This is a genomic window from Streptomyces sp. NPDC053079, from assembly GCF_044546695.1.
Taxonomy (GTDB): Bacteria; Actinomycetota; Actinomycetes; order Streptomycetales; family Streptomycetaceae; genus Streptomyces.
Window position 1 is genome coordinate 95,141 of sequence record NZ_JBITZJ010000003.1, and the last position, 25,359, is coordinate 120,499.

Annotated in this window: 26 protein-coding genes and 1 pseudogene; 9 read left to right on the top strand and 18 right to left on the bottom strand. The window is 71.3% G+C overall.

Annotated elements, in window-relative coordinates; genetic code table 11:
* Positions 1-41: 41 nt before the first annotated feature.
* The 10 genes from ACIGXW_RS12625 to ACIGXW_RS12670 all read right to left on the bottom strand — a co-directional run bounded on the left by ACIGXW_RS12625 (position 42) and on the right by ACIGXW_RS12670 (position 11,698).
* Positions 42-815 carry an SDR family NAD(P)-dependent oxidoreductase gene (locus ACIGXW_RS12625; RefSeq protein ID WP_399572572.1) on the bottom strand — a complete coding sequence of 258 codons (774 nt, stop codon included), beginning with the start codon at positions 813-815 and terminating at the stop codon, positions 42-44.
* On the bottom strand, positions 812-2,191 hold the full coding sequence (locus tag ACIGXW_RS12630; protein ID WP_399572574.1) for a cytochrome P450: 1,380 nt from the start codon (positions 2,189-2,191) through the stop codon (positions 812-814). The genes ACIGXW_RS12625 and ACIGXW_RS12630 overlap by 4 nt, the downstream gene beginning before the upstream one ends.
* Positions 2,188-3,603: an NAD(P)/FAD-dependent oxidoreductase gene (locus ACIGXW_RS12635; protein WP_399572576.1), complete on the bottom strand. Its 1,416-nt coding sequence runs from the start codon at positions 3,601-3,603 to the stop codon at positions 2,188-2,190. Before ACIGXW_RS12635 ends, ACIGXW_RS12630 begins: the two co-directional genes overlap by 4 nt.
* Before the next feature lie 33 nt (positions 3,604-3,636).
* Positions 3,637-4,611, bottom strand: coding sequence for a spirocyclase AveC family protein (locus ACIGXW_RS12640; protein ID WP_399572578.1), 975 nt, complete (start codon positions 4,609-4,611; stop codon positions 3,637-3,639).
* A complete protein-coding gene (locus tag ACIGXW_RS12645) occupies positions 4,599-5,654 on the bottom strand; it encodes a selina-4(15),7(11)-diene synthase (protein ID WP_399572580.1) in 1,056 nt (351 codons plus the stop codon). Before ACIGXW_RS12645 ends, ACIGXW_RS12640 begins: the two co-directional genes overlap by 13 nt.
* A gap of 53 nt (positions 5,655-5,707) precedes the next feature.
* Positions 5,708-6,814: a polyprenyl synthetase family protein gene (locus ACIGXW_RS12650; protein WP_399572582.1), complete on the bottom strand. Its 1,107-nt coding sequence runs from the start codon at positions 6,812-6,814 to the stop codon at positions 5,708-5,710.
* A complete protein-coding gene (ispG, locus tag ACIGXW_RS12655) occupies positions 6,811-7,947 on the bottom strand; it encodes a flavodoxin-dependent (E)-4-hydroxy-3-methylbut-2-enyl-diphosphate synthase (protein ID WP_399572584.1) in 1,137 nt (378 codons plus the stop codon). Before ispG ends, ACIGXW_RS12650 begins: the two co-directional genes overlap by 4 nt.
* Positions 7,948-8,071: 124 nt before the next feature.
* The gene (gene dxs, locus ACIGXW_RS12660; protein ID WP_399572586.1) at positions 8,072-10,051 is read right to left on the bottom strand and encodes a 1-deoxy-D-xylulose-5-phosphate synthase; all 1,980 of its coding nucleotides are present in this window, start codon (positions 10,049-10,051) and stop codon (positions 8,072-8,074) included.
* Between the two features lie 508 nt (positions 10,052-10,559).
* Positions 10,560-11,129, bottom strand: coding sequence for a DinB family protein (locus ACIGXW_RS12665; RefSeq protein ID WP_399572588.1), 570 nt, complete (start codon positions 11,127-11,129; stop codon positions 10,560-10,562).
* Positions 11,130-11,233: 104 nt separating this feature from the next.
* Positions 11,234-11,698 carry a hypothetical protein gene (locus ACIGXW_RS12670; protein ID WP_399572590.1) on the bottom strand — a complete coding sequence of 155 codons (465 nt, stop codon included), beginning with the start codon at positions 11,696-11,698 and terminating at the stop codon, positions 11,234-11,236.
* A gap of 295 nt (positions 11,699-11,993) precedes the next feature.
* Between ACIGXW_RS12670 and ACIGXW_RS12675 the strand changes: the two genes are divergently transcribed.
* Positions 11,994-13,019, top strand: a complete 1,026-nt coding sequence (locus ACIGXW_RS12675; protein WP_399572592.1) for a sulfotransferase — start codon at positions 11,994-11,996, stop codon at positions 13,017-13,019.
* A gap of 436 nt (positions 13,020-13,455) precedes the next feature.
* Here the strand turns inward: ACIGXW_RS12675 and ACIGXW_RS12680 are convergent, their stop codons facing one another.
* Both ACIGXW_RS12680 and ACIGXW_RS12685 read right to left on the bottom strand, forming a co-directional pair.
* Positions 13,456-14,352: a hypothetical protein gene (locus tag ACIGXW_RS12680; RefSeq protein ID WP_399572594.1), complete on the bottom strand. Its 897-nt coding sequence runs from the start codon at positions 14,350-14,352 to the stop codon at positions 13,456-13,458.
* Positions 14,349-14,717, bottom strand: coding sequence for a PadR family transcriptional regulator (locus ACIGXW_RS12685; protein WP_399572596.1), 369 nt, complete (start codon positions 14,715-14,717; stop codon positions 14,349-14,351). Before ACIGXW_RS12685 ends, ACIGXW_RS12680 begins: the two co-directional genes overlap by 4 nt.
* Positions 14,718-14,942: 225 nt before the next feature.
* On the opposite strand from ACIGXW_RS12685, the gene ACIGXW_RS12690 reads away from it, so the two are divergent.
* Entirely contained in the window at positions 14,943-15,395 is a 453-nt protein-coding gene (locus tag ACIGXW_RS12690; protein WP_399572598.1) for an RDD family protein, read from the top strand.
* 372 nt (positions 15,396-15,767) lie between these two features.
* On the opposite strand, the gene ACIGXW_RS12695 is transcribed toward ACIGXW_RS12690, so the two are convergent.
* Together ACIGXW_RS12695 and ACIGXW_RS12700 are read right to left on the bottom strand one after the other, a co-directional pair.
* On the bottom strand, positions 15,768-15,938 hold the full coding sequence (locus tag ACIGXW_RS12695) for a hypothetical protein (protein WP_399572600.1): 171 nt from the start codon (positions 15,936-15,938) through the stop codon (positions 15,768-15,770).
* 261 nt (positions 15,939-16,199) lie between these two features.
* Positions 16,200-16,631 carry a winged helix-turn-helix transcriptional regulator gene (locus tag ACIGXW_RS12700; protein WP_399572602.1) on the bottom strand — a complete coding sequence of 144 codons (432 nt, stop codon included), beginning with the start codon at positions 16,629-16,631 and terminating at the stop codon, positions 16,200-16,202.
* 71 nt (positions 16,632-16,702) lie between these two features.
* Here ACIGXW_RS12700 and ACIGXW_RS12705 point away from each other — a divergent pair, with 71 nt between their 5' ends.
* Positions 16,703-17,536, top strand: coding sequence for an NAD(P)H-binding protein (locus tag ACIGXW_RS12705; protein ID WP_399572604.1), 834 nt, complete (start codon positions 16,703-16,705; stop codon positions 17,534-17,536).
* Positions 17,537-17,871: 335 nt separating this feature from the next.
* On the opposite strand, the gene ACIGXW_RS12710 is transcribed toward ACIGXW_RS12705, so the two are convergent.
* Entirely contained in the window at positions 17,872-18,069 is a 198-nt protein-coding gene (locus ACIGXW_RS12710) for a hypothetical protein (RefSeq protein WP_399572606.1), read from the bottom strand.
* Between the two features lie 626 nt (positions 18,070-18,695).
* Between ACIGXW_RS12710 and ACIGXW_RS12715 the strand changes: the two genes are divergently transcribed.
* The 3 genes and pseudogenes from ACIGXW_RS12715 to ACIGXW_RS12725 form a co-directional block, all read left to right on the top strand.
* Positions 18,696-19,166 carry a hypothetical protein gene (locus ACIGXW_RS12715; protein ID WP_399572608.1) on the top strand — a complete coding sequence of 157 codons (471 nt, stop codon included), beginning with the start codon at positions 18,696-18,698 and terminating at the stop codon, positions 19,164-19,166.
* Positions 19,167-19,462: 296 nt separating this feature from the next.
* A complete protein-coding gene (locus tag ACIGXW_RS12720; protein ID WP_399572610.1) occupies positions 19,463-20,335 on the top strand; it encodes a hypothetical protein in 873 nt (290 codons plus the stop codon).
* A gap of 19 nt (positions 20,336-20,354) precedes the next feature.
* Positions 20,355-20,438 (top strand): annotated as a pseudogene (locus ACIGXW_RS12725) (IS5/IS1182 family transposase); the annotation flags it as partial.
* Positions 20,439-20,513: 75 nt separating this feature from the next.
* On the opposite strand, the gene ACIGXW_RS12730 reads toward ACIGXW_RS12725, so the two are convergent.
* Positions 20,514-21,278: a class I SAM-dependent methyltransferase gene (locus ACIGXW_RS12730; RefSeq protein WP_399572612.1), complete on the bottom strand. Its 765-nt coding sequence runs from the start codon at positions 21,276-21,278 to the stop codon at positions 20,514-20,516.
* Between the two features lie 361 nt (positions 21,279-21,639).
* On the opposite strand from ACIGXW_RS12730, the gene ACIGXW_RS12735 reads away from it, so the two are divergent.
* Entirely contained in the window at positions 21,640-22,119 is a 480-nt protein-coding gene (locus tag ACIGXW_RS12735) for an MFS transporter (RefSeq protein ID WP_399572614.1), read from the top strand.
* Between the two features lie 117 nt (positions 22,120-22,236).
* Positions 22,237-22,839 carry a hypothetical protein gene (locus tag ACIGXW_RS12740; protein ID WP_399572616.1) on the top strand — a complete coding sequence of 201 codons (603 nt, stop codon included), beginning with the start codon at positions 22,237-22,239 and terminating at the stop codon, positions 22,837-22,839.
* Positions 22,840-23,005: 166 nt separating this feature from the next.
* Here the strand turns inward: ACIGXW_RS12740 and ACIGXW_RS12745 are convergent, their stop codons facing one another.
* Positions 23,006-23,380, bottom strand: a complete 375-nt coding sequence (locus ACIGXW_RS12745; protein WP_399572618.1) for a winged helix-turn-helix transcriptional regulator — start codon at positions 23,378-23,380, stop codon at positions 23,006-23,008.
* 103 nt (positions 23,381-23,483) lie between these two features.
* Between ACIGXW_RS12745 and ACIGXW_RS12750 the strand changes: the two genes are divergently transcribed.
* Entirely contained in the window at positions 23,484-24,149 is a 666-nt protein-coding gene (locus tag ACIGXW_RS12750; RefSeq protein WP_399572620.1) for an NADPH-dependent F420 reductase, read from the top strand.
* A 63-nt stretch (positions 24,150-24,212) separates the two neighbouring features.
* Here ACIGXW_RS12750 and ACIGXW_RS12755 read toward each other — a convergent pair whose 3' ends face one another.
* Entirely contained in the window at positions 24,213-25,358 is a 1,146-nt protein-coding gene (locus ACIGXW_RS12755) for an RNA polymerase sigma factor (RefSeq protein WP_399573500.1), read from the bottom strand.
* Between the last annotated feature and the right edge of the window lies 1 nt (position 25,359).

The window sequence follows — 25,359 nt, forward strand, 5'->3', positions numbered from 1 at the left end:
TCCGTACTGTCAGGGGCATGGGGGGATGGTCCGTGCCGGGCTCAGCTCGCGAGGTAGCCACCGTCGAAGAGGTGGACGCTGCCGGTGACGAAGGCCGCGTTGTCCGAGGCGAGGAACTCCACCATCGCGGCGACCTCGTCGGGACGGGCGAGGCGTCGGACGGCCTGGCTGTTCAACGCGGCCTGGACCAGTGCGGCCGGAGCCGCGTCCAGCAGGGGTGTGTCGACGGCGGTCGGGGCGAGTGCGAGCACCCGGATCCCGGCGCCGGCGTACTCGACGGCGGCTGCCTTGGTGAGGCCGATGACCGCGTGTTTGCTGGCCGTGTAGGCGGCCATGGTGGGGAAGGCGACGTGGCTGGCGGTGGACGCCAGGTTCACGATGACCCCGCCGCGCCCGGTGGCCATGGCCGTGAGTTCGGCACGCAGGCAGTGGAAGAGGCCGGTCAGGTTCACCTCGATGATCCGGCGGAAGTCGGCGGGCGGCAGTTCCGTGAGCGGGGCGAGCGGGCCGAGAATTCCGGCCGCGTTGACGGCGAGGTCGAGTCGGCGTGAGGCGGCCACGATGCCTTCGACGAGTGCGGAGACGGCGTCGGGATCGGTGGTGTCGACCCGTGCGGCGCGGGCGGTGCCGCCGCCCGCACGGATCTTCTCGGTGACCTGCCGGGCGGACGCCTCGTCGATGTCGGCGACGACGACCGATGCTCCCCCGCGGGCCAGGCGTCCGGCGCAGGCCGCGCCGATGCCGGATCCGCCACCGGTGACCAGCGCGGTGCGCGGGGAATCGGTACTGCTCAGGGGGGATTCGTGGCTGTTCACTGGGGGGCTCCTTCCCCGGGGACGGGCAGGCGGGGGGTGAGGCTCATCGGCAACCGGCCCGGGTGGATGACCACGGACCGGCCTGGCCGCAGCCGGTGGCCAGGGGTCGGGCGCCACTGCCACCGCTGGACCAGGCGTGCCGTGACGAGGGTGAGTTCCATCCAGGCGAACCCGTCCCCGATGCACTGGCGGGCGCCTGCACCGAAGGGGATGAAGGAGCGCTGCGAGGCGCTCGTACCCGCCCATCGTTCGGGGCGGAGGGCGAGGGGGTCGGGGTAGAGGCGCGGGTCGCGGTGCAGCGTGGCGGGGCTGAAGATGACGTTGGTCCCGGCGGGGATCCGGGCGCCGCCCAGACGCACGGGAACGGATGCCCGGCGCATGATCAGCCACAGTGGGTGATGCAGTCGTAGAACCTCGCATACGAGGTGGCGGGTGTGGACGAGCCTGGGGAAGTCGTCGGCCCGGAGGGGCCGGCCGCCGGTCACGGCGTGGACCTCTTCGTGGACGCGCCGCTCCAGTTCCGGGTCCCGGCCCAGGACATGGACGATCCAGGCCAGGGTGCTGTTGGTGGTCTCCATGCCGGCGATCAGGAGGTTGATCACCTCGTCGCGGATCTCCTCGTCCGTCATGCCCTCGCCGGTGTGCGCGTCGCGCGCGGACAGCAGGAGGGACAGCAGATCGCCGTGGCTCTGTCCGAGAGCGCGGTGGTCAGTGACGAGTTCGTCCGTCATGGCCCGCAGCCGCGTCGCCGCTTCGTCGAACCGTCGCAGGACGGGCAGGGGAAGCCGGGACGCCCAGGCGGGCAGAAGGGTGCGGGCGGTGAGCCCGTGGTTGAAGGCGGGCAGCGAGCGGTTCAGTTCGACGGCGGCCTGCCGTGCCCGCCGCGTGGCGAACAGGGTGGTGGCCAGGATGTCGACGACCAGCCGCTGCACGTCCTGGTCCAGGTACCGGACCTGGCCGGACCTCCAGTCGGCGGTGCACTCGTCGACGCACCGCAGCATGTGTTCGCCGTATTGCCTGACCTGCTCCCTGTGGAACGCGGGCTGGATCAGGCGGCGTTGTCGGCGGTGGTGATGGTGCTCCGAGGTGACCAGGCCGTCCCCCATGAACGGCCGCATCCTGTCGAAGATCATGCCTTTGTCGAACCGGCGGGCATCGGTGACGAGGACGCGGTGGATCAGGTCGGGGGAATTGACGACGTACGCCGTCCGGGAGCCGAGGCGGATACGGACGAGATCGCCTTCGGCGCGCACGGCCTGGAGGAAGTCCATCCGGCGGGTCAGCAGCGCCGGCGCGTGCCCCAGCAGGGGCAGGGCGCCCCGGGCGGTGACGGGCGGGGGAAGGGGCGTGTCGGCGGCGGGGTGGCTGGGCGTCATGACGGGCTCCTGGAAGGTGGGTGCCGGGGCGGGGCGGGTTCCGGGGCGGCCGGTGCGCCGGGGGAACGCGAACGCCCGTCGAGGGAGGCGAGCAGCAGCCGTGCGGCCAGGGGCGGGGAGAACAGCCGCCTTGGGCTGTCCAGCATGTGCATGGTGCGCGCGTACCGCGTCACGAGGTCTTCGTCGTACGGGAACCGGCCGGCCAGCGCATTGAGGTAGGCGCAGGCGAGCCGGCTCGGCAGCGGTGTGCCCGGCCCCTGCCAGCCGCGGTCCGCGGAGGTGTTCAGCAGCCACGCTCCGCGTACGAGGCGAGCCGCCTCGCGCTGGAACCTCGGGCCCAGCCGGTCCGCTCGGCCGTCGTGCGCGTACGCGGACAACAGCGTGTCGAGGAGTTCGCTCTGCATCGCGGCGATGGTCAGGCCCTGTCCGTAGACGGGGTTGAAGGCGCACACGGAGTCGCCCAGTGCCACCAGCCGTCCGGGCCAATGGGGCACCCGGTGGTAGCGGTGCCAGCGGTTCGCGGTGGCACGGGTGCGGTGCAGGGGGGTGAGCGGGACGGCCTCGGAGATGATCGCGGCGAAGTCCGGGTTGGACAGCCCCGCCGCGTAGGCGAGGAAGCCCTGCTCGTCGGTGGGCGGGGTGCGGCCCGCGGCACCGATCAGGCCCAGCAGCCACCGGTCGGGGCCGATGCGTGCGGCGACCCCGCCCCGGGGGGAGTGCGGGGCCAGCGTCGGCTGGTAGGACGCCAGCCAGTCCCGGCCCGGGGACGCGGCCAGGGCGTACGTCCGGGAGGTGTAGGTGACGTGCCCGTCCACGACCAGGGGGGAGGGACAGTGCAGGCCGGCCTGGTTCAGCCAGTGCGGGAGCCGGGTGCCGCGCCCGGTGGCGTCCACCACGAGGTCGGCGGTGATCAGCTCCTTCCGGTGGGCCGACGTCGCGTGCACGGCGACGGTGACCGGTCCTCCGGCTCGGTCGAAGAACAGCCCGTCGACCCTGTGGCGAGCGCGCACGACGACGGTTCCCGCGGCGGTGACCCGGCGCAGCAGAGCGTGGTCCAGGGTGGTGCGGCCCACCAGTTGGACGTCGAATCCGCAGGGCGCGCGGGGCGCCCAGCCGGCCGGGAAGCAGAGCCGCGTCGCCCGGGTGAAGTCGGCCACCGGACAGCCTCGTGCGCGCAGTTCGTCCCTCAGCCCCGGGAAGAGCAGCTCGAGCAGCTGAGCGCCCCGGGCGAGCAGTGCGTGCGGGTGGTGTGCCTGCGGGACGCCGCGGCGGTGTCCGTCGCCGGGCAACGCGTCGCTTTCCAGTACCACCACCTCGTCGAAATGGCCGGCCAGGACCCGGGCGGCGAGCAGGCCGGCGAACCCGGCGCCGAGTACCACGGCGCGCCGCGCGCTCACGGTCGGTTGGGGCATGTGCTTCCTCCCCGTCGTACGTACGGGTCCGGATCAGGGCGTGGTGCGGATGTGTGCGGGCAGCGCGTCCGGTCCGGTGCCGGGCAGCAGCGACAACGCGATCTGCGCCGCCATGTAGAGCAGGACGGTGGCGTTCATCGCGGCGGTGACCGCCAGCAGCCTCGCTGCCCCGTGCCACCGTGCGGGGAGCCTGTCCATGCCGCGCTCCACGGCACTGGTGCCGGTGGTCAGGTGCTGGAAACGGAGGATGGCGGGGAGCAGGACGACCAGCGCCGTCACCGGTGCCTCGTAGAGCGGCCATTGGTACCAGCGGCCGTCGAAGAGGGTGAGCTGAGGGATGGCGTGGCCCCAGACGCCGACGGCGAGCAGCGGGTAGATCTGGGTAAGCAGCGCGACCGAAAGGTACGACACCAGGTAGCTCGTCGTGTACAGCCGCCGTGGGGACCATGCGGGGCGGGTGGCGCGAAGGCGCCCCATCGCGTTGCTGATCAGGATGACCGCCGCGTAGAAGGCGCCGTACATCGGCAGCAGGGGAAGCCAGAGCCAGGTGCCGGTGTGGGCGGGCGGGCCGGCCCAGCCGGGCAGGTAGGGCCCCCAGGACCCGGCCGGTGTCAGTGCGTGGACGTTCTGGACGAAGACGGGGTGCAGGTAGTTCTGTACGGGATCGAGCCAGGCGGCGAGCAGGAACCCGGTGATGCCCGCGGCGTCGAACGACAGCTGCCGCCGGGCCCGGCTCTCCCGGTAAGCCCGCACCGTCAGGAGGGCCAGGGTGAACACGACCGCCGCGGTGAACAGGGACTGCAGGACCAGGGCGAGGGCCGGGGCGGCCCGTTGGCCGCCGGTGAGGCGGTAGCCGTCGTCGTCGATCCAGCGGATCAGGACCAGGAGCTGGGCCAGGACGCAGACCGCTCCCAGCGCCGCCCAGGCCCGGACGGTGCCGCGGGCCTGCCGGGCGCGATCCGGCAGCGATCGCTCCGTGGCGGCGCGGGGGCGCGTCACAGCTGCCACCAAGCGTGCACCGCGGCGATCGGCAACGGTTCGTCCCGCTCGTCGGTGGGGATGGCGGTGAAGGCGGTGGGAAGGTCCGCGGGGTCCGTCGGGCTGGTGTAGCGGTCGGAGGTGATCGCCCAGTCCTGGTTGCCGCGGATGAAGCAGCCCAGGTCGCCGATATAGCGCAGCTGATGGTGTGTCAGCTCGGCTTCGTGGCGGTCCCGCAGGCGCAGGAAGTGGGCCGTGACGCGGTCGCGCTGGGCGATGACGCGGTCCAGGGCGTCGCGCAGGCTGCCGCCGTCAGCGGCCCGTACGACCTGAACAGCGTTCATGAAGTAGTACGGGCCGCGGTTCTCCTTGTGGAAGGAGAAGATGTCGTTGTCCCAGCCGATGACGAAGTACGCCATCTCGGCCAGTGCGCGCACGAGCGGGTGATGGCGTTCGCGCGGGGTCAGTTCGTAGCCGCCGGCAATCTCCAGGAAGGGCTCGGCAGCGGTGGCGGCCCCGTTGTACAGCCGGATCAGGGTGTAGTCGTCGAGGCCCGGAATGCTGCCCATGCTGCGGTGGTGAGCCTCCCAGACCAGGGAGAAGAAGTACTCCCGGATCCCGTCGGTCCAGCGGGCCAACTGTCCGGGTGTGGCGTACTCCGCCAGACGGCCTCGCAGCTCACGGACGCCCACGGCCAGCGGGTCACCGTCCAGCATGGGCGACCGCGGCTCCTGGGCGACTCTCAGCAGGCGCGACAGCTGGGCGGCGAGTTCGCCGGGGTGACGGCCCAGCTCGCCGTGCTCGCAGATGTCGTCGTCGACGCCGAACAGCCACAGGATGAACTCCGCCAGCAGTTCGACGACCTCCTGCGGGCCTTCGGGCAGCACCCGGGCGGCGAAGACGCCGATGTCCTGCTGGACCAGGTGGGCGCGCAGGGCATCGGAGCCGATGTGCCACTGCTGCGCCCAGGAGGTGCTGTTCTCCTGCACCCGTACGTGCCCCGCGTGGATCCGGGGCGGGAAGGGAGAGTAGACGGGCGGCACGGTGAGGGTCGCGGGGAGGCTCGTCATCATGGGGTTCCTGGGGGGGGAGAAAGAGGAGGGGGAAGGGAGCGGCGGGGGCGGGCTCACGCGGTCCTCACGGTGGCGGCGCGGGCCGTCGCCCGCAGGACGTCGACGGTCGTGCAGGGGAAGGGGGCTCGGTCCAGAGCTCGTAGCGCCTTCTCGTAGCGGACCTGGATCATGCGCTCGACCGTGTCCCGGGCACCGGTGGTGGTGAGCAGGTCACGGATGCGGCTCGCGCCGCCCTCGTCCAGCTCCGGGTTGCCGAGCAGGGTGTGCAGGAGGTCGCGCTCGGTCCGCCGGGCGCTCCGCAGGGCGAGGGCGATCAGTACGGTGTGCTTGCCGCCGCGCAGGTCGTCGAGCCGGGGTTTCCCGGTGGCCCGGGGCCGGCCGAAGACACCGAGGAGGTCGTCGCGCAGCTGGAAGGCTTCGCCGAGGGGGAGGGCGAAGTCGCTCAGCGCGGCGAAGGCCTCGGGGCCGGCGCCGGCCAGGGCGGCACCGATGTGCAACGGCCGTTCAACGGTGTACTTGGCCGTCTTGTAGCGGATCGTGATCAGGGCCTGATCGACGTCGTCGGTGGGTTTCCCGGTCGAGGTCAGGTCGAGGTACTGGCCGTACAGGACCTCGGTGCGCATCGTGTCGAGCAGCGGGAGGACGCGTGCGAGCTGGGGGGTGGTGAGACCCGCGCCGTGCAGGAGTTCGTCCGACCAGGCCAGGGCGAAGTCACCGATGAGGATGGCGGCCGAGGCGCCCAGGTGGGCCGCGGCCGCGCCGGTGCGGCCCGGTGCGTGGCGGGCGGCCAGCGCGCAGTGGACGCTGGGGTGGCCGCGACGGGTGTCCGAGCCGTCCATGATGTCGTCGTGGATCAGCGCGAAGGCGTGGAACAGTTCCAGTGATGCCGCGGCCTTGAGTACGGCCGAGGGGTCCCCCGCGCCCCCGGCGGCCTGCCAGCCCGCGACGCAGAGCACGGGGCGCAGCCGCTTTCCCCCGGCGAGGACGAATTCACCCAGGGTGCGGGGCACTTCGCCGGGCATGCGGCGCTCGTCGGCGGTGCGGGCCTTGCCGTCCAGGAAGTCGGCCAGGATCCTGGCCACGTGCGCCCGTACGGTCGCCGGGTCGGGCACGGCGGCGGGTGGTTCGGCGGTCGCCCCGGCCGGCAGTTCGGCGGTCATCGCGGGCCCGCCTGCGGTGGGGCGCCGTCCGGCTCCGTGAGGCGGAGTGCCTCGTCCAGGAGCCTTTCGACGATGCGGCGCTCCGGAACGGTGGCGATGACCTCTCCCTTGCGGAAGATCTGGCCTTTGCCGTTCCCGCAGGAGACCCCCAGGTCGGCTTCGCGGGCTTCGCCGGGGCCGTTGACGACGCACCCCATCACGGCCACCCGCAGCGGATGGGGAAAGTCCGTGAACGCGGCCTCCACCCGGGCGGCCAGCTTGTGGATGTCGACCTGCAGCCGTCCGCAGCCGGGACAGGAGACGATTTCCAGCTTGCGCGGCCGCAGCCCGAGGGAGGCGAGGATCTGACAGCCGGCCTTGACCTGTTCGACAGGTCCGTCGGAGATCGAGACACGGATGGTGTCGCCGATCCCCTCCGCGAGCAGCACCCCGAGGGCGACCGCCGACTTGATCGCCCCCTGGAACGCCGGGCCCGCCTCCGTCACCCCCAGGTGCAAGGGGTAGTCGCAGGCTTCGGCGAGGATGCGATAGGCGGCGATCGACGTGAGCGGGTCGTGGTGCTTGGCCGCGACCTTGAGGTCGGTGAAACCGTGCTCCTCGAAGAGCGCGCACTCCCACAGCGCGGACTCCGCCAGCGCTTCGGGGGTGGCCTTGCCGTGCTTGGTCAGCAGGCGCGGGTCGAGGGAGCCCGCGTTCACGCCGACCCGGACCGGCACCCCGGCCGCGGAGGCGGCCCGGGCGATCGCTTCGACCTTGTCGTCGAATTTCTTGATGTTGCCGGGGTTGACGCGGACGGCGGCGCAGCCGGCGTCGATGGCGGCGAAGACGTAGCGGGGCTGGAAGTGGACGTCCGCGATGACGGGGATCGGGGACTTGGCGACGATGGCGGGCAGGGCATCGGCGTCGTCCTGGGAGGGGACGGCGACGCGGACGATGTCACAGCCCGCGGCGGTGATCTCGGCGATCTGCCGCAAGGTCGCGTCGATGTCAGTGGTGTTGGTGGTGGTCATGGTCTGGACGGAGACGGGTGCGCCACCGCCGACGGGGACATCGCCGACATGGATCCGCCGGGTGCGGCGGCGCACCGGAGTGATGGGGGGCGGGGTGGGGAGGCCGAGGTCGATGGCGGGCATCTCAGGCTCCCTTCCTGACGTGGTGGGCGGGGGCGGGGCAGTGGGCGGGGTTGGAAAGGGGCACGGTGGCCGGGCGGCCGGAGGGAACCGTCGGGAATCCGCCGGAAGGCCCGCCGGGCGGACATCACTGCCTCCCTTCATGAGCGGGGAGGTCGGCGCGGGCGCGCAGGACGGAGTAGGCGATGCCTTGGGCGGTGAGGCCGGCAGCGGCAAGGATGTCGGCACGGGTGCCGTGGGCGAGGAAGCGCCCCGGCAGACCCAGCACCCGTACCGGGGTGCGGGAGCCGGCATCGGCCACGGCCCGGGCCACCGCGGTGCCCACTCCCCCGGCACGTGTGTTGTCCTCCACCGTCACCACCAGCCGGTGTGTGGCTGCGAGCTCGATGAGTTCCGCCGGTACGGGCAGCACCCAGCGGGGATCGGCGACGGTCACGCCTGTGCCCTGCCCGTCCAGGGAACGGGCGGCCTCCACCGCCGGCTGGGCCAGCGGGCCCACCGCCACCACCAGCACATCCCGGGTTCCGGAACAGTGAAGGACGTCGACGGGGCCCTCGCGCTTCACGGCGTGGATGTCGTCGGCGACCGCGGCCTTGGGAAAGCGCAACGCGGTCGGGCCGGCGGTGTGCGCTACGGCCTCGCCGAGGAGCTCGCGCAGCCGTGCGGCGTCCCGTGGTACCCCCACCCGCATCCCGGGCACCGTACCCAGGAGGGTCAGGTCCCACATTCCGTGGTGCGACGGCCCGTCGGGGCCGGTGACGCCCGCGCGGTCGAGGACGAAGGTGACCGGCAGCCGGTGCAGGGCGACGTCCATGAGGACCTGGTCGAAGGCGCGGCCGAGGAACGTGGCGTACACGGCGACGACCGGGTGGAAGCCGCCCAGTGCGAGGCCGGCGGCGGAGGTCACCGCGTGCTGCTCGGCGATCCCGACATCGAAGAACCGGTGCGGGAAGCGTTCGGCGAAGCGGGCGAGGCCCGTGGGGCCCGGCATGGCCGCAGTGATCGCCACGATCTGCTCGTGCCGCTCCCCCAGCTCGCACAGTTCACCGGCGAACACACTCGTCCACGACCGTCCGCCGCCTGCCCGGGCCGGCTGTCCGGTGGCGGGGTCCAGGACACCGACCGCGTGCATGCAGTCCTCTGTGTCCGCCTCGGCCGGGGCGTAGCCGCGCCCTTTGACGGTGACCGCATGGACGACCACCGGGCGGCGCAGATCCCGCGCCCTGGTCAGGGCCTCTTCCAGGGACGGCAGGTGATGGCCGTCGACGGGGCCGAGGTAGGCGAAGCCCAGCAGGCGGAAGAGGTTGCGGGCCGCCGTCATCGGCCCCGGTGGCGCACTGCCACCCGCGGCGTGCGGGCTGTGGAGCCCCGGGCTGCCCTGGTCTCTGTCGGGGGTGGTGGAGCGCAGGTGCTGGAGGTGGTCGGCGAGGGCGCCGACAGTGGGAGCGTAGGAGCGCGTGTTGTCGTTCAGCACGATCACCAACGGCCGGTCCGGGCTGCCGCCGAGGTTGTTGAGCGCCTCCCAGGACATCCCGCCCGTCAGGGCCCCGTCGCCGACGACGGCGACCACGTTCCGGTCGGCTTCGCCGGACAGGTGACGGGCTTTGGCCAGGCCGTCGGCGTAGGACAGGACGGTCGAGGCGTGGGAGTTCTCGATGACGTCGTGCGGCGACTCCTCGCGAGAGAGGTATCCGGACAGACCGCCCGCCTGCCGCAGCCGGTCGAAACCCCTGGCACGGTCGGTGAGGAGCTTGTGGACGTATCCCTGGTGACCGATGTCGAACAGCACCGTGTCGCGTGGGGAGTCGAACACCCGGTGGAGAGCGATGGACAGTTCCACCACGCCGAGGTTCGGACCCAGATGCCCGCCCGTCGCGCAGACCTTGTCGATCAGGAACGCCCGGATCTCCCCCGCCAGCGCCGACAGTTCCTCCTGTGCGAGACCACGCAGGTCCTCCGGTGCTGTGAGCGCGGACAGGAGAGGAAAGCGCGCGGGCGAGATCCCCTCGCCGGCAAGAGGCGTGGTGCCCCCGACGGGTGCCCGGTTCCCGGATCCGGTACGGGGCTGGGAAGGCGGGCGGGGCGTGGGCACGGGTCGGGCGCTCATCGGGCCCTCACCGCCGCAGGCAGCCCGAAGGTCACCGGCCCGGGCACGGTGGTGTGTTCGCGGACGGTCACGGGGTCGAGGTCGCCGAGCGCGGTGGGACAGCACCGGCCCGACCGGGCGGGCCGGACACATCCCCGGTCGGCAGCCTGGCCGCCTGGGACAGTGATCACGGCACTCATCCCCTTGCTCGTGATGCGCGGGCGCCCGAACGGTCACAGCCGCAGAAGGGGGCTACCGCTGCTCATGCGACGGGACCTGGGACACGCGCACACTCATGCCGGGCAACACCACGAACAGGCCGCAGGTGTTGAACCGGCACAGCGGAAGGCAGTCCGGAACAGGACCATCACCTTCCGCTCATAGTTGAGCCCTGTACCAAGCGCAGAGAAGGCGCACGCCGTCGGCGCCCTATAGACATACAAACACCGCCGCGCCCCACGCCCGGCTGGACCGCAGCCTCACTTCGAGGTGACGCGCCGGCGGGGGCGGGCGTGAACCCCGGCCCTCGTTACTGGCCCACCCTTCCGTCGATGCACTCGCGCAACAGGTCGGCCTGCCCGCAGTGACGGGCATACTCCTCGATCCTGTGCACCATCAACTCCCGCACCGCGATCCTGTCCTTCCCCACACGCTCGCCCAGGTCCGGGTGCTCGGCCAGCGCGGCGTCGGTCGCGGCCTGCTCGCGCTCCAGATCGAGGTACGCGGCGTCCACCACGGCCTGCTCGCCGACGGCTCCGTCGAAGTCCGCGTCACGCTCGCCGTACAGCTTCGGCAGCGGGTCACCGTCGCTGATCCAGTTGCGCCAGTCCCGTTCCACCTCGGCGAGGTGCCGGACCAGGCCGAGCAGCGACATCGTCGACGGCGGAACCGACCGACGGGCCAGTTGCTCCGCGTCCAGGCCCTCGCACTTCATCCGCAGGGTCAAGCGGTAGTTCGTCAGGAAGTCCTGCAGCGTCGCAAGCTCGCCGTCCGGACTGGGACCTTCGCTGTTGCGGGGGTCGTCGTCCGGATCGGCCCACATGTCGGGGTAGACGGTCGCCTGGGTCCATCGCGCGGGTTGATCGCTCATGCGTTCCATGTTCGTCTGTGGAGGCCCGGGCTCGCCACTGAGTTCTCGCTTGGAGGTGACGTCGTGGACGTGCGGAAGTGACAAAGTGCGGAAGTGCGGAAGTGCGGAAGTGCTTACCGGGACAGGCCCAGACTGACGTCGCCGAATCGGTACGTCGTCGTACCGGCGACTCCGATGGCGAACGTGCCGCTCGCCTGCTCGTTTTCGCCCGCGTCGACGAAACGGCCGCTGTTGCCCCTTCCACTGCCGGTACCTCGGGCGTTGCCGTGGGTGCTGTTGGAGAGCTTCTCCAGCCGCCTGTTCACACCTAGGTCCGACACCTGGCCGTCGTCGTAGGTGATGGTGTCACTGGTGACGGTCTCGGTGATCAGCCCGCTGGTGCTCAGCACAGAGCCCGACATACGGATGGTGGCACTATGCCGGGGGCCGCCGGGCTCGTCGCATGTGAGACTGCCGCTGCCGGAGACTCCCCCGGACAACTCGTTGACGTTCACGGTGATATCGCCGAAGCAGAACAGCACCGCCCCCTGCACCCGGTCGGCGGCGATGGCACCGCCGGCACCGGCTAGGCCGAACACCACTGCTGCGGCGAGCGCCGCCGGCTGCCGTGCAGCTCTTCGCCCTGTAGATGCGCTTTCCCCTGACGAGCATCGTGTGAGCCGCATAGCCCCTCCTACCGCGGATGCGCCCCGCTTCATCACGGGGTGCGACTAGGACAGCAGGAGCGGAGAGTCCCTTTTGCCACTGTCCGCACGATTCACCCGCGGGAGCGCGGCCCGAATGAGCCTGCGGTGAACGGGCGCGTACGGTGGCGGCGTCGGGGGAAGCCTGTTCGCGATCAGCACGGGTCCGTCGTCGGAGGGGAATGTCCACATGCGCACCCTGACGTTCGTCGTCGGTACAGGCCGCAGTGGGTCGACCGCGCTGTCCGGCATCGTCAACGCGCATCCGGACGTGCTCAGCCTCAACGAGCTGCTGTCGTCGGTGCAGAGCCGGGGCTTTCCCGAGGGCCTTCTCGGCGGTGGGGAGTTCTGGCGGCTGCTCGCCGACCCCAATCCGCTGTTCGAGCGCATGATCCGCAGCGGGGTGCCGATGCCGGAGTTCGTCTACACCCGCCGGCCCGGACGATTCGCGACGGAGACCACCGGTATCCCCGCCCTCTCCCTGATGGTGCTTCCGCACCTCACCGACGACCCGGACGGGCTCTTCGACGAGCTCGAGAAGCAGGTCTGCCGCTGGCCGGACCGTACTGCCGCAAGGCATTACACGGCTCTGTTCGGCCTGTTGTGCGCGCGATTCGGGCGCACAGCGGTCGTCGAGCGATCCGGCTATTCGACGGAGCGGGTGCCGCTCCTGCGCAGGGCCTTCCCACAGGCGCGCTTCGTGCACCTGTTCAGGAACGGGCCCGACTGCGCCCTGTCCATGAGCCGGCACACGGGCTACCGGCTGATCCTCCTGATGCGGGAAATCGCCGCGCGGACCGGTGTCGAGCGTCCCGGCGATCTGACCGAGGACCAGATCCGTTCCCTGCCGCCCGAGCTGTCGGAACTGCTGGCGGAGCGATTCGACTCTGCGCTCGTGCTGGACCGCGACCTGCCGCTGACTCGATTCGGAGCCCTGTGGTCGGAGCTCATCGCCCGGGGCGTGGACCACCTCAGTGCGGTGCCCGCACCGATGCGGACCACGCTCGCCTACGAGGACCTGCTCGACGAGCCCCGCAAGGAGCTGACGCGACTGGCGGACTTCATCGGCGTCGAGCCGTTCCCGCAATGGCTCGACGCCGGAAGCGCGCGCCTCGACGGCAGCCGCCGGGGCGCCTCTCTGCGGCTGCCGGCGGCTGAACTCACCGCGCTACGGGAACGTTGTGTGCCTGGGACACGAGCCCTGACGGGGCAGTGAGGGTTGGAACGTGCCTGCGCCGCGAGGCCCTGTACCCGTGCTGCGGCCGGCGACATGGCCGCCCTCGAGCAGCTCGGGCCTCGTCGACCCCAGCCCGAGCGGAGTCCCGAACCGCCGCTCGACGGCTATGCCGCCGCGCACTGCGTGGCAATGCCCCGCTCTCCTTGAGGAGAGCGGGGCATTGCCATCTGTCCGACGTCAGTCCAGCACGGCCTTGGCCAGGGCGCGTATGCCACGCACTATCCAGCCCAGAGCCCCCAAATCGACTGCTGCCTCGGCGGCATCACCCGCCAGATCACCCCGATCGATCCGCGCCCGACACGACTTACAGGTACGCCGCCACGAACGGCTGGCTTGCCCGCAGCGCTTGCACCTCTTCCCACGAGTCCCCATGGGCAGATCATCGCATATACCCATACAGAGGGCGATAGCGGCTTCACCGGCCGCGGGCCGCCGCCTTGTGGCGGACGAGCCACCCCCGCGCCCAGGCGAGGAAGGCTCCCCCGGCCAGCACGGCGAGGCACAGCCCCACGGCATCCAGCTCCCAATGGAGGACCTGGAAGTTGTAGGTGAGCCAGGGCAGCGCCGCGAGAGCCGTCCCCGCCGCATGGGCGCCGGGCCCCTCGGCACGGGGGCCCGTGATCACGAGGGCGGCGGCCAGGGCCAGCACAGGCAGTACCGACCAGTGGAGACTGAGGAACAACAGCGCCGATCCCGTGACCAGCAGCCCGAACAGAGGCAGGAAGGCAGCCGCGGCGTACACCGCCGCACCCCTGCGCACCGCCCGCCCGACCGGCGGGGTGTCCGGCGGACAGCCCAGCACCATGACGAGGGCGAGGACGGCCGACAGCATCCTGCCCGTCCCGTCGAGGACGTACATGTCCCCGAACACCTGCTGCACGGCCAGAGCGACCGTGCCGAGCACGGTGAGCACACGCGCGGCGCGCCAGCGCCCTGCCAGGGTCGCCCCGCCGGCCGCGGCCAGCGTCAGGTCCGCCGTCACCAGCAGCCCGAGGGTGAAACCGTCCGGCCCATCCGGCAGGACATGGACCACCACCCTCATCGCCAACTGCGCGAAGGCCAGCGCCGCGTACACGGCCGAGCCCACCGCCGCGTACGGCGCGGCAGCGGCCAGCACCCGCCCGGCGGGGCCGGCCGAGGTCAGCCGCAGCCGCATGCGCACCGCGTGCCCGGCCAGGTCCGCTCCCTCGTACCACTGCCAGGCCCGGGAGGCGCCCGCGGTGGACTCGGCGAAGTGGGCGGCGATCTCGTCGCCGTACGCCTGGCGGTACGCGCGCGGGTAGAGCATCAGCGCCAGGGGCGGCCGGCTCATGCGGTGGCCCCCTTCGGCACGGACGAGCCGGCGGTCCCGAAGCCGCCGGCGAGCCCGAGCCGCCGCTGCGCCTCGTTCGCCACCGCCCGCAACCGGTCGGCCTCCGCGGCGAGCCGCACTCGCCCGCCGCCGGTGAGCGTGTAACTCCGCCGCAGCCGCCCGTCGACGACCTCCTCGCAGTACACCTCGATCAACTCCTCCTGCACCAGCCGGTCGAGAGCCGCGTACAACGTCCCCGTCCGCAATCTCACCCGTCCCCCGGAGATCGCCAGCACCTCCTGCACGATCGCGTAGCCGTGGCGCGGTTCATCACTCAACGCGGTCAGGAGCAACAGAGTGGGCTCCTGCATTGGTCGGTCAGCCATGAGGACACCATAGGTCGTTGATCTACATATGTCGATCAACGACCTATCTCCCTCCCCTCGCCGCCCCCTCCCGGATTCCGGCGACACCTCTCGTGCCACACAGGCGCAGGGTGCTCTGACCGACCACGGCCGCGCCCCAGCCGAAGAGGGCACCGTCGCAAGAGCCGGCAACCTGTCGTGCGATACGGTCGTTGGGCGACTGATCGTTCAGGTGAGGGGGAGCGTGTGAGCACGGCGGTGCGCGGCGTCCGGCCGGCGAGCCTGGGGCGGCGCTACGCGGCGGCTGTGATTGACGGAGCCCTCTCCGTTGCCTGTGGGCTGGGTGTGGGTTTTGCCTTCCTGGTGTCACACGCCATCAACGCCGACACCCCATTTCCCGCTGTGTCTGCGCTGTGGGCCAGCATCCTGGCCGGCGGCCTGGCTGCTTCCTTTCTCAACCACGTGGCTTTGGTCATGCTTGTCCGCCGGAGCGTGGGCAAGGCGCTGGTGGGCACGTACGTGGTCCGCCGCGCGGACGGTGGCCGGCCCCGGCTGCACCAGGCCGCCGGCCGGTGGCTGGGCGGTTTCCTCTACGGGGTCGTGGTCGTTCCCCTCGCCTTCGCCCTGGGCGGCAGCGAAGCCGAGCCCCAGGACTTTGCCGGACTACGCATCATCCACCCCGCTGAGCCAACCGTGTGAGCCTGAACTACCCTCCTGCCTCGGGCTGCTGACTCTCACCCCAATGTGCTGTTTTCCGCAGGCGGTACTGCTCGCGGTCGATGGCCGGGGGCGGCCAACCCGGCACCGGCTCGGCAGCGGCTCGACACCGGGGAGGACAACCAGCCGGGCGCCGAGACCAGTTGCCGCGCGCGGCGAGATGCCAGGCACACAGCACCTACGGCACCCCGCGGGGACCGCGGGCATGCCGACCGCGTCGCTTCCTGGATCCGGTCCTCACCCAAGGCCCGGCGTTGTCCCAGCGGCAGCCTCCGGCGGTGCCGGACCAGTTCGGCAACAGCCTCGTGAAGAAGGCACGGGGGCGCGGAGTGTCGGCTGGTGGGGGCCCGACTGTCACCAGCTGGTGATGGCCTCTCCGTTGTGCGGGCCGCCGACGCACATGTACATCGGGGGAATCCAGAAGATCTGCCGGATGCGGCCGCCGCTGTCGACGCACTGCTGTGCGCTGACCATCACCTGCGGGCCGTCATCGGTGCTGTCGGCATGGGCAGGCGAGGCGAGCACGGCGCTTGCCCCGCTGAGCAGGCGCCACGCCAGACACCGTGGCAAGGGACGCGAGGGACACGATGGCGAGCTGCAGCTCGCGGGCCCGCAGGGCCCGCGAACGGTTCCCATGAACAGCCACCTGGGCCACGCCGACCGGCCACCTCATACGCCGCCGCCCGGCGCCGCGCGCTGTTCACTCTCCACCGCGCTGAGCGTTCGCCCAGGCTCGACCGCCCTCGGCGCTCGGAGCACCCCGGGCGGGCGGCCACGGGCCGCCGTTCATTCACCAGCAGTCGGCTCCGGGTGAGCGGCGTCCCAGGCCGCCCGCGAGGCGGCGATGAAGGGCCGGTGGGCGATCGACCAGTCCGCAAGGGCCTTGACGAGGTGGGTGAGACTGTGACCCATTTCCGTCAGTTCGTACTCGACCTGGGGCGGCACGGTGGGATACACGGTCCGCTTCACCACCCCGTCGCGCTCCAGACGCCGGACGGTGAGCGTGAGCATACGCTGCGAGATATTGCCCGGGATGGCGCGCTGCAGCTCCTTGAACCGCCGTATGCCGGAGGCGAGCTCGACCACCACGTAAACGGACCACTTGTCGCCGAGCCGGTCCAGCACGTCCCTCACACCGCACTCGTCCTGCGGCGTCTCGCAGACGATCACGGGCTCGTCCGGCACCGGGGTGGTTACCGCGGTGTGCCCTACTGACATCAAAGTGCCTCCTTATGCGATCGAAACTCACTCCCCATGATGGAAACACACAGCTCAGGAGGGAGATCTCAATGATTCTGGTAACCGGTGCAGGCGGCGCGCTCGGACAGCTCGTCGCCGACGAACTGGCCGGGCGGGACGACGTCGTCCTCGGCACCCGCACCCCCCGCTCCACCGCGGAGCGGCGCGTCGACTTCGACGACCCGTCCTCGCTCGACTTCGCCGGGGTGAACACCCTGCTGCTCATCTCCGCCGGGTACGGCGAGGACGACGTCGTCATCGCCCGCCACGACGCGGCGATATCGGCGGCCGAGAGAGCGGGCGTGCGGCACATCGTCTACACCAGCCTCAGCGGCGACGGCGACCACCTGGCCTACGCGCTCGCCCACCGCTGGACCGAACGCCGCCTCGAGCGCAGCCCGCTGGCGTGGACGATCCTGCGCAACGGGCTTTACGCCGAGTTCCTCGCCGGTATCGCGGCTCCGGGCCCCGACGGGACGATCGCGGCGCCGCTGGGCGAGGGCCGCCTGGCCGCGGTGGCCCGCGCAGACCTCGCGGCGGTGGCGGCCCGGGTGGCGGCCGAGCCGGAACGGCACGCGGGGCGGGTGTACGAGCTCGTCGGCGAGCGGGCCCTGGGCGGCGCCGAGCTGGCTGCCGCGATCGGCGGCTCGTACGAGCCCTCCTCGCTCGGCGCGGCCCGTGAGGCGATCACCGAGGCCGGCCAGGCGCTGCCGTACCAGGTGCCGATGCTGGTGGGCACGTACTCGGTGATCGCCGGGGGCTTCCTGGACGGCAGCGGGATCGAGGACAACGCCCTGCGCACGCTCCTGGGCCGCGAGCCCCAGCCGGCGCTGGAGGTGTATGAGGCCGTGGTCGCTGCGGCGCGTACAGCAGGAGAGGCATGACCGTGAAACTCTCCGTGCCAGGTCGAACCCAGAGGACCAGCCCGCAGGTCGTGGGAGTTCCGAGGTCGCACCCTCGACGACACCCGTGACATCGGCGAAGCCGTCGGCTGCACGTCTGCATACGCGGGGGTTCGACCCTGCACCGCGGCTTCAAGATCACAGCCGATATCCGACTCCCCGACAACGACCCCCACACATGGTGCGTGCGCAGGGACCCTCGCGAGAACTCCGGAACCCGCGACACGAGCACTCCCGGAGCGTGGGGCATCGGGTCCAGCGGCGTGCACAGCGATGCGCCATGTGCGGTGTGCGCACGTCAGCCGGTGCGTCGGCAGTCAGTGCTCGGCGGCATCCGGGGTCCCGGAAGGGTGCAGGCCCCGGCCGAGGCCGCAGGCCTTGATGGTGAACAGGTAGCGACCCCGGAAGTTGATGTGCCGGTCCTCGAGCGGGGAGAGCTTGGGGACGTCCATGAACGCGCCCGCGCCCGGCCATGCCGACGGCACATGGACTTCGGCGTGGACGGTGTCGATCAAGTCAGGGAAGCGGCCCTCGCGGCGAGCCTGCGCAGTTGCGCGGACAGACAGCGGTACATCGGCGGTTCGAGTGCCCGACCGGCGACTGACGCTGGTGCAACAAGTGTTACGGCCTGTGGTTCAACGGCTTCCCGGACAACGGGCGCTGCCCCGCCGGGGGCGCCCACTCCAGCGCGAACAGCGCCAACTACCTCCTGGCCAACGAGCCCGTCGGCGGGCTGCAGGCCGAGGAGACCGAGGCGGACGCCTGATCAGGACGGGTCCACACGCACACGTGCGTGTGGACCGCGTTCGAAACGGCCCACGAACTCGGCCTCGCTCCGCCGCCGCTGCGCAGCACTGTCCCCGGCTTCGCCGGGTCACCCTCAGCGACCAGACGCGTGAGGAGTATGCGGGTCTGTCGCCGGTTTTGGAGAGCGCGTGCGTACAGCCTGGTTGCTGGACCCTGTCCATGTGCACGAGGTAGACGTGCCACGCCCTGGGCGACGTCGGAGTACCAGTCCTCCGTCGGGCCGCCCGGATGCCGGCGATACCCCTCCGCCTCGCGGGCACCATCGCCCGCTGGCGGCCCTCGGCGAGCGCGGCCGGCGCGGCGCGGACACCACGTTGCTGGTGTCCGTCCCGGCATGGCCGACTCGCTCGAACACGACGCCCACGGGTACCTGCGCCTGGTGGACGCCTCGCGCGTCGGCGCCGAGGAGGCGAGCCGGCTGCTGCGCGAGGCCGTCCAGGGCGCCAGGGCCGCCGGCCACAGCTGGGAGACGGTGGGCCGCGTCCTGGGGGTGAGCCGTCAGGCCGCCCAGCAGCGCTTCGCGGGCAAGGCCGCGGGCGCGGGCCCGTCGGCGCCGCCCGCCGAGGGGCCGAACGCCCCGAAGCGCCGCAAGCTCAGCGGGTTGTCCGCGTTCAACGAGATGGCCGCCCTGGAAGAGGCCGGCCGCGACGGCTGGCACATGGTCGGCTACGGCCCCCTCTTCCACGAGGTGGAGGCGTCCGGCCATCCCTGGGAGCACTGCCGCGTTGCGCTCCCCTCCCCCGCGCGACACCGCCGGATGCAATCGGAAGGCTGCAACAAGGAGACGGTCGCAGCCGGTTCGTGAACCAGCCCTACCACGCACAGCCGAGGCCTCGGGAGACATACCCCGGGCCTCGGCTGTTCAGTGCTCGATCGTGCGAAGGCAGGCCAGGCCGGAGTCGCGCAAGATGCGGTCAGCCGTCTCGTCCAGCGTGCTACTCGCGCCGATGACGGTCTCGAAGCCACCGGGGTGGGCCGACCCGCTTTTCGTTTGGCCTGCGCGTGACGGGACGACCTTTCGGCAATAAGTTCGAATCGACAGCGGCAAAAGGGTAGTCTTCCCCTGTTTTACTTCAGGACTGACAAAGGGCTTCAAAAGCCGTGAAGGCGATCCGTAAGAGCGTCATGGCGGCCACGAGCGCCGCCCTGGTCATGAGCCTGGCGGCCTGCGGCGGCCACGACACGAAGGCGTCGGCCGTGGACGGCTCTTCCGCCGGTCCCGGCAGTGCGGCGGCACGAGAGCGTGCTGACGCACCCGCCGTTCTGAAGGCCGCCATGGAGAAGATGGCCCGGCAGAACTCCTACCGGACCGTCGAGACCGGCAAGACCGGCGACGAGCCGGAGTCCCGCGCCGAGATGGCCTTCCAGAACGAGCCCGAGGCGTCCGAAGTCAAGACGGCGGAGACGCACATGGTGTCCGTGGGCGGCGCGTCGTACCTGGCCACCAAGGACGTGCCGGGCAAGTCCTGGTTCGTCATGGAGGAGCCCGGCTCCGGAGCGAAGAAACCGGCGGCCTCGCCGTCGACGCCGCCCAAGGAGAACGCCGGCCGGCGCGTCGGGGGCTCAGTGAAGAAGTGGGTCGGCGCCCTGCTGACCGCTTCCAAGGACCTCAAGCGTATCGGCGGCGAAACGGTGGGTGGACGGGCCACCGACCACTACCGGGGCACGGTCGTCCTCGCCGACCTGAAGAACTACGAGGGTCCGGCCATGACGAAGGACTGCCGCGACCTGTACCTCCTGCAGACCGGTAAAGCCGGCATCGAAAAGGCCGAGATCGACGTCTGGATCGACAAGGACGGGTTCATCGCCAAGGAAGAGGAGAAGGGCCGGACGGCCAAGGGCGACCAGCGGATCACCGAGGAGTTCTCGGACTACGGCGCCGACCCGAAGATCAAAGCACCCGACCCGAAGGACGTCGCCACGTGGTCGGAATACGTGGCGGCCAGCAGCAGAAACTACCGTACGCACAGCTGAGAACCCTCGTTGCTCGCCCCCGGCCCTGGACGTGTTAGACGACCTCGGGCCGCTGCCCGACGACATCACTGTGCACCTGGACGCCGGCTATGACTCGGAGCGCCGGGCATGGACCACCCGCCGCTGGGACAACCGGCCGAACCGCCGCCCATGAGAGCACACCTGTCTCCGCGAGCTCTTACGCGCGCTCGGGCTTGCGCGCCTCGATGAGGGTCCTGGAGGAGTGGGCGATGAACGGTCCCTCGGCCTCGATCTTCTCGTGCAGCTCGCGCAGGCGGCCGAGGTACTGCTCGACGGTGAAGCCGGGCACCGTCCAAATCACCTTGCGGAGGAAGTAGATCACGGCGCCGACGTCGAAGAACTCCATCCTCAGCCGTTCCGTGCGCACGTCGACGATCTCCAGGCCGGCGGCCTTCGCCGCCGCGCTCTCGTCGTCGGGGTGCCGCTTCCCGCGCGCCTCGGGCTGCGGCCCCAGGAAGTACTCCACCAGCTCCCACACGCTGGCAGGCCCGACATGCTGGGCGAAGTACGTTCCACCCGGTCGCAGCACGCGTGCGATCTCCGGCCACCACACCGTCGCGGGATGCCGGCTGGTCACCAGGTCGAACGCCTCATCGGCGAACGGCAGCGGCGGCTCGTCCGGGTCGGCGACGACCACCACCCCGCGCGGATGCAGCAGACTGGTCGCCTTGGCCACGTTCGGCGGCCAGGACTCCGTCGCGGCCATCGTGGGAGGCAGCTTCTCCGCCCCGGCGAGGACCTCACCACCACCGGTCTGAATATCGAGCGCCGCCGGCACCACCGCCAGCCGCCGACTCATCGCCTGCTGATAGCCCCATGACGGGCGTTCCTCGGTCGCCCGACCATCCAGCCAGGAGAAATCCCAACCGTCCACGGACACTGACTCAGCCTCGGCGACAAGCTCTTCAAAAGGACGCGACATACCCACATCATTACGTCCCAGTCCACCCGAGCGCACACAGTTTTCCGCCGTGGCCCCCGGCAAGCTATCGACTCCCCCGCGCCTTTGCGCCGATCGTTTCCCCGGTAGGACGCGCATTCCGGTCCGCTGACCGCTGGGCCGCTCTGCACTATTTGCCCTAGGTCAAACGGAGGGTGTTTCTCCAGTACTGAGGCCGACGCGGCGGCAGAAGAAGCCCCCTACGGTCGTCGCCGGCGACAGCAAGAAGCTTCGAGCCGGGACAGCAGTTCCTGCTCCGAGGCGCCCGGCTCCGTCCCCACCCACGGGCGGGGACGGACGAAGCGGCTGCCGCCCGTACGCCTGTTTCCCACGGAGTTCTTCGATGCCTTTGATGACGGCGGCCCTGGTGCTGCTCGCGTTCGTGATGCCGCGGGCCACGGACATGTACCTGCCCGCCTTCCCGCAGATGACGGGCGACCTGCACACCGACGCCTCGGGCGTCCAGCTCACCCTCACGGCCTTCCTGGTCGGCATGGGCCTGGGACAGTTGATCCTGGGTCCGCTCTCCGACCGCTTCGGACGCCGCTCGATGCTGCTGTCCGCACTGGCCGTGGTGCTGATCGTCTTCCCGCTCATCGAGGGCCACGCCCACCACTGGCCGCTGTGGTGCTTCGCCATGCTCGCCGCCGGTGTCCTCGTGCTCGGCGTCTTCCTGCGCCACCAGCAGCGCGGGAAGGACGTGGTGGGCGCAGTCAACCGTGCCGCGTTCACCGGCGTGCTCTGGTGGGTCGGAGGCGCCTTCGCCGTGATGTGGGCCCTGATGTTCTTCCTGCCCAAGCGCGCGAACAGCCAGGCCGACTGAGCCACTTCCCACGGCGGCGGCACCCGGCCTCGGAGCGGGCCCAGTTCCCCCGCACGGGGGAGCCGGTGCATACCCCGGACTGACGATCCGGGACGCCAGGATGCGGAAGCTGGTTCCATGAGCGAGACGAAGACGAAGACGCACACGCAGACGGAGCCACAGGCCGGGGCGGGGCCGAAGGGCCGGGCCGGAGCCGAGGCCGTCGTGGGCATGCGGGCCACCGCCCGCCCAGTGCCCCGCTGGGCCGAGATGGTCGCCCGCGCTATCCCGCTGCTGATGCTGCCCGTGTGCCTGTGGCGGCTGCCGTTCGCCTTCCACTTCCCGATGGGGCTGCGGGACGACGGGCCCTTCCCGGACTCCCTCTGGCTGAGCGTTCCGTACATCTTCGGGCTCAGCATTCTGTCGGAGCTCGCCGCGCTGTCCTGCTTCGCCCTGGTGCGCGGCTGGGGCGAAGTGGTGCCGGACCGGATCCCTCTGATCGGCGGCCGCCCGATCCGTCCGGCCGTGGTGCTCGTCCCGGCGGCACTCGCATCCTTGGGTGCGCTCGCCCTGCTCGTCGAGTGGGTCCTCGGCACATTCGGCCTCGCGGGCATGCCCGCACCGCACTTCGCGAACGGATGGTGGGCACTGCTGGCTGCCGTGACCAGCGGCCTGTTCATCCTGTGGGGCCCGCTGCTGGCAGCCCTGACCTGGCAGTACTACACCCGCCGCTGCCGCTGATCGCACGCGTCGGCGCGCTCGGTGCGGTCGGCGCGGTCGGTGGCTCGGCAGGAGGGGAGCGGCCCTCAGCCGTGTCCTGTCACGCGCGCGGCGCCGGGGACTGCACAGCCGAAGAGCACCACCCGCACCCTCCGGCGACTCAATAGGGGGTGCCTGTCCACCTGTGTCAGCGGGTGCCGAAGCGATCCTGGGAGGCCAGGACGGTGTCCGCGTAGCGGGCGGCCCAGGTGCCCATCGCGCGGATGGGGACCAGCAGGGCCGTGCCGGACTCGGTGAGGGCGTAGTCGACGCGCGGGGGCGCCTCGGCGTAACGGCGGCGCTCCACCAGGCCGTTGTACTCCAGCCGCCGCAGCGCGTCGTTGAGCACTTTGGGGCTGATCCCACCGATCCGGTCCAGCAGGTCGCGCGGGCGCCTCGGGCCGCCCTCGCCGAGGATGAAGACCACCACGCTGTCCCATCGGTTCGCCAGCACCTCGAAGGCGACCCGAGCCCGGCAGTCCGCCGCGAACCCGTCCCCCGCCAGTTCCTCATGCTCTCCCATGCGCCCATCCTGCCCGGCTGATGCACACCGCGCGGTGTGCATCAGCCCGCCTAACGTCCGGGGCATGACATCCCACGGGACAAGAGCAAAGGGGAACAGCATCATGCGCATCGGCATTCTCGGCACAGGCTCGATGGCTACAGCCCTGGGCGGTGCCTGGGTACGGGCCGGGCACAAGGTTCTGGTGGGCGGGCGGAACGTGACGGCCGCAGCGGCGGTTGCGGCAAGGATCGAAGCCGCCGGGCACGGCGGCCTGGCCGAGGCGGCTGCTTACGGCGAGGCGGTCCTGATGGCCGTACCGGCGGACAGCGCACCGCGGTTGGCGCAGGAGCTCGCGCCTGTTCTGGCCGGACGGACGGTGCTGGACTGCACGGTTCCCATGGAGCCCGGCCCGGACGGGCCCTCCCTGACCATCGCCGGCGGCACGGACTCCGTCGCCGCACGCATCGCGGCCGCCGCGCCGGACGCCGGTGTCGCCAAGGTCTTCGGCATCTGCCACGAGAGCATCTGGACCCTGCCGCGGCCCGCCTTCGAGGGCGCGCCCCTGGCGGTGCCCTTCTGCGCCGGCACCCCTGCCGCAGCCGCCGTCGCGGCAGAGTTGATCACGTCGATGGGCTGCTCCCCCCTGCCGTGCGGCGGACTGTCCCGCGCGGCGCTGCTGGAGGCGGCTGCGGTCCTCGCCATCGGTGTGTGGTGGTCCGGCGGCGAGGCACGTCACGCCTTCCCCTCCCCCGCCCTGGCACCCGGCGCGGTCGACGACGAGGGCTAGGGCTAGGGCTAGGGCTAGGGCTAGGGCCAGCAAGTGTGAGGGCAAGTCCGAGGAGCCGTTCCGTCAACGACACCGGCGGGCGTTGAGCCGGGCGGCCTGGCGTGTCAGGTGGTCGCGTTCGGCGAGGTTGAGGGCCTTGTGGGCCGCCTCGGCGTACAGCCGTGCCGCCGTCGTCAGGTCGCCGTCGCGCTCGTGGAGGTACGCCGCCACTGCCGTGTGGCGGGGCAGTGAGTCGTCCAGCGCCGCGAGTGCCGCCAGGCCCGCACGCGGCCCATCGGCTTCCCCGACGGCGACCGCGCGGTTGAGCCGGACGACCGGGCTGTCGGTCAGGCGGGCGAGCTCGTCGTACCACTCGACGATCTGCACCCAGTCGGTTTCCCCGGCGGTGGGTGCGTCGGCGTGGAGTGCCGCGATGGCGGCCTGGGCCTGGTACTCGCCCAGCCGGTCGCGGGCGAGGGCCGACTGCAGGATCTCGATGCCCTCGGCGATCGACTCGGTGTCCCACCGGCCGCGGTCCTGTTCGGCGAGCGGCACCAGGCTGCCGTCGGGCGCGGTTCGGGCGGCGCGCCGGGCGTGGTGGAGCAGCATCAGGGCGAGCAGCCCCGCCACCTCGGGGTGGTCTATCGCGGCCGCGAGTTGCCGGGTGAGGCGGATGGCCTCGGTGGCGAGGTCGACGTCGCCGGAGTAGCCCTCGTTGAAGACCAGGTAGAGGACGCGCAGCACGGTGGCGACGTCGCCGGGCTGGTCGAACCGCACGTTGGAGACGGTGCGCTTGGCCCGGCTGATGCGCTGCGCCATGGTCGCCTCGGGCACCAGGTAGGCCTGGGCGATCTGGCGGGTGGTCAGCCCGCCGACGGCGCGCAGCGTGAGTGCGACTGCGGACGACGGTGTCAGTGACGGGTGGGCGCACAGGAAGTAGAGCTGGAGCGTGTCGTCCACCGCGGGTGCGGGCCCGGGCGGCGGCTCCTCGTCGACAAGGTCCTCACGTCGGCGGCGAGCGGCGTCCGCGCGGGTCGCGTCGAGGAACTTGCGCCAGGCGACGGTGATCAGCCAGCCCTTCGCATCCCGCGGCGGGTCGGCCGGCCAGACGCGGATCGCCTCGACCAGCGCGTCCTGCACGGCGTCCTCGGCCGCCGCGAAGTCGGCTCCGCGGCGGACGAGGACGGCGAGCACGCTCGGCGTGAGGCTCCGGAGCAGGGCCTCGTTCACC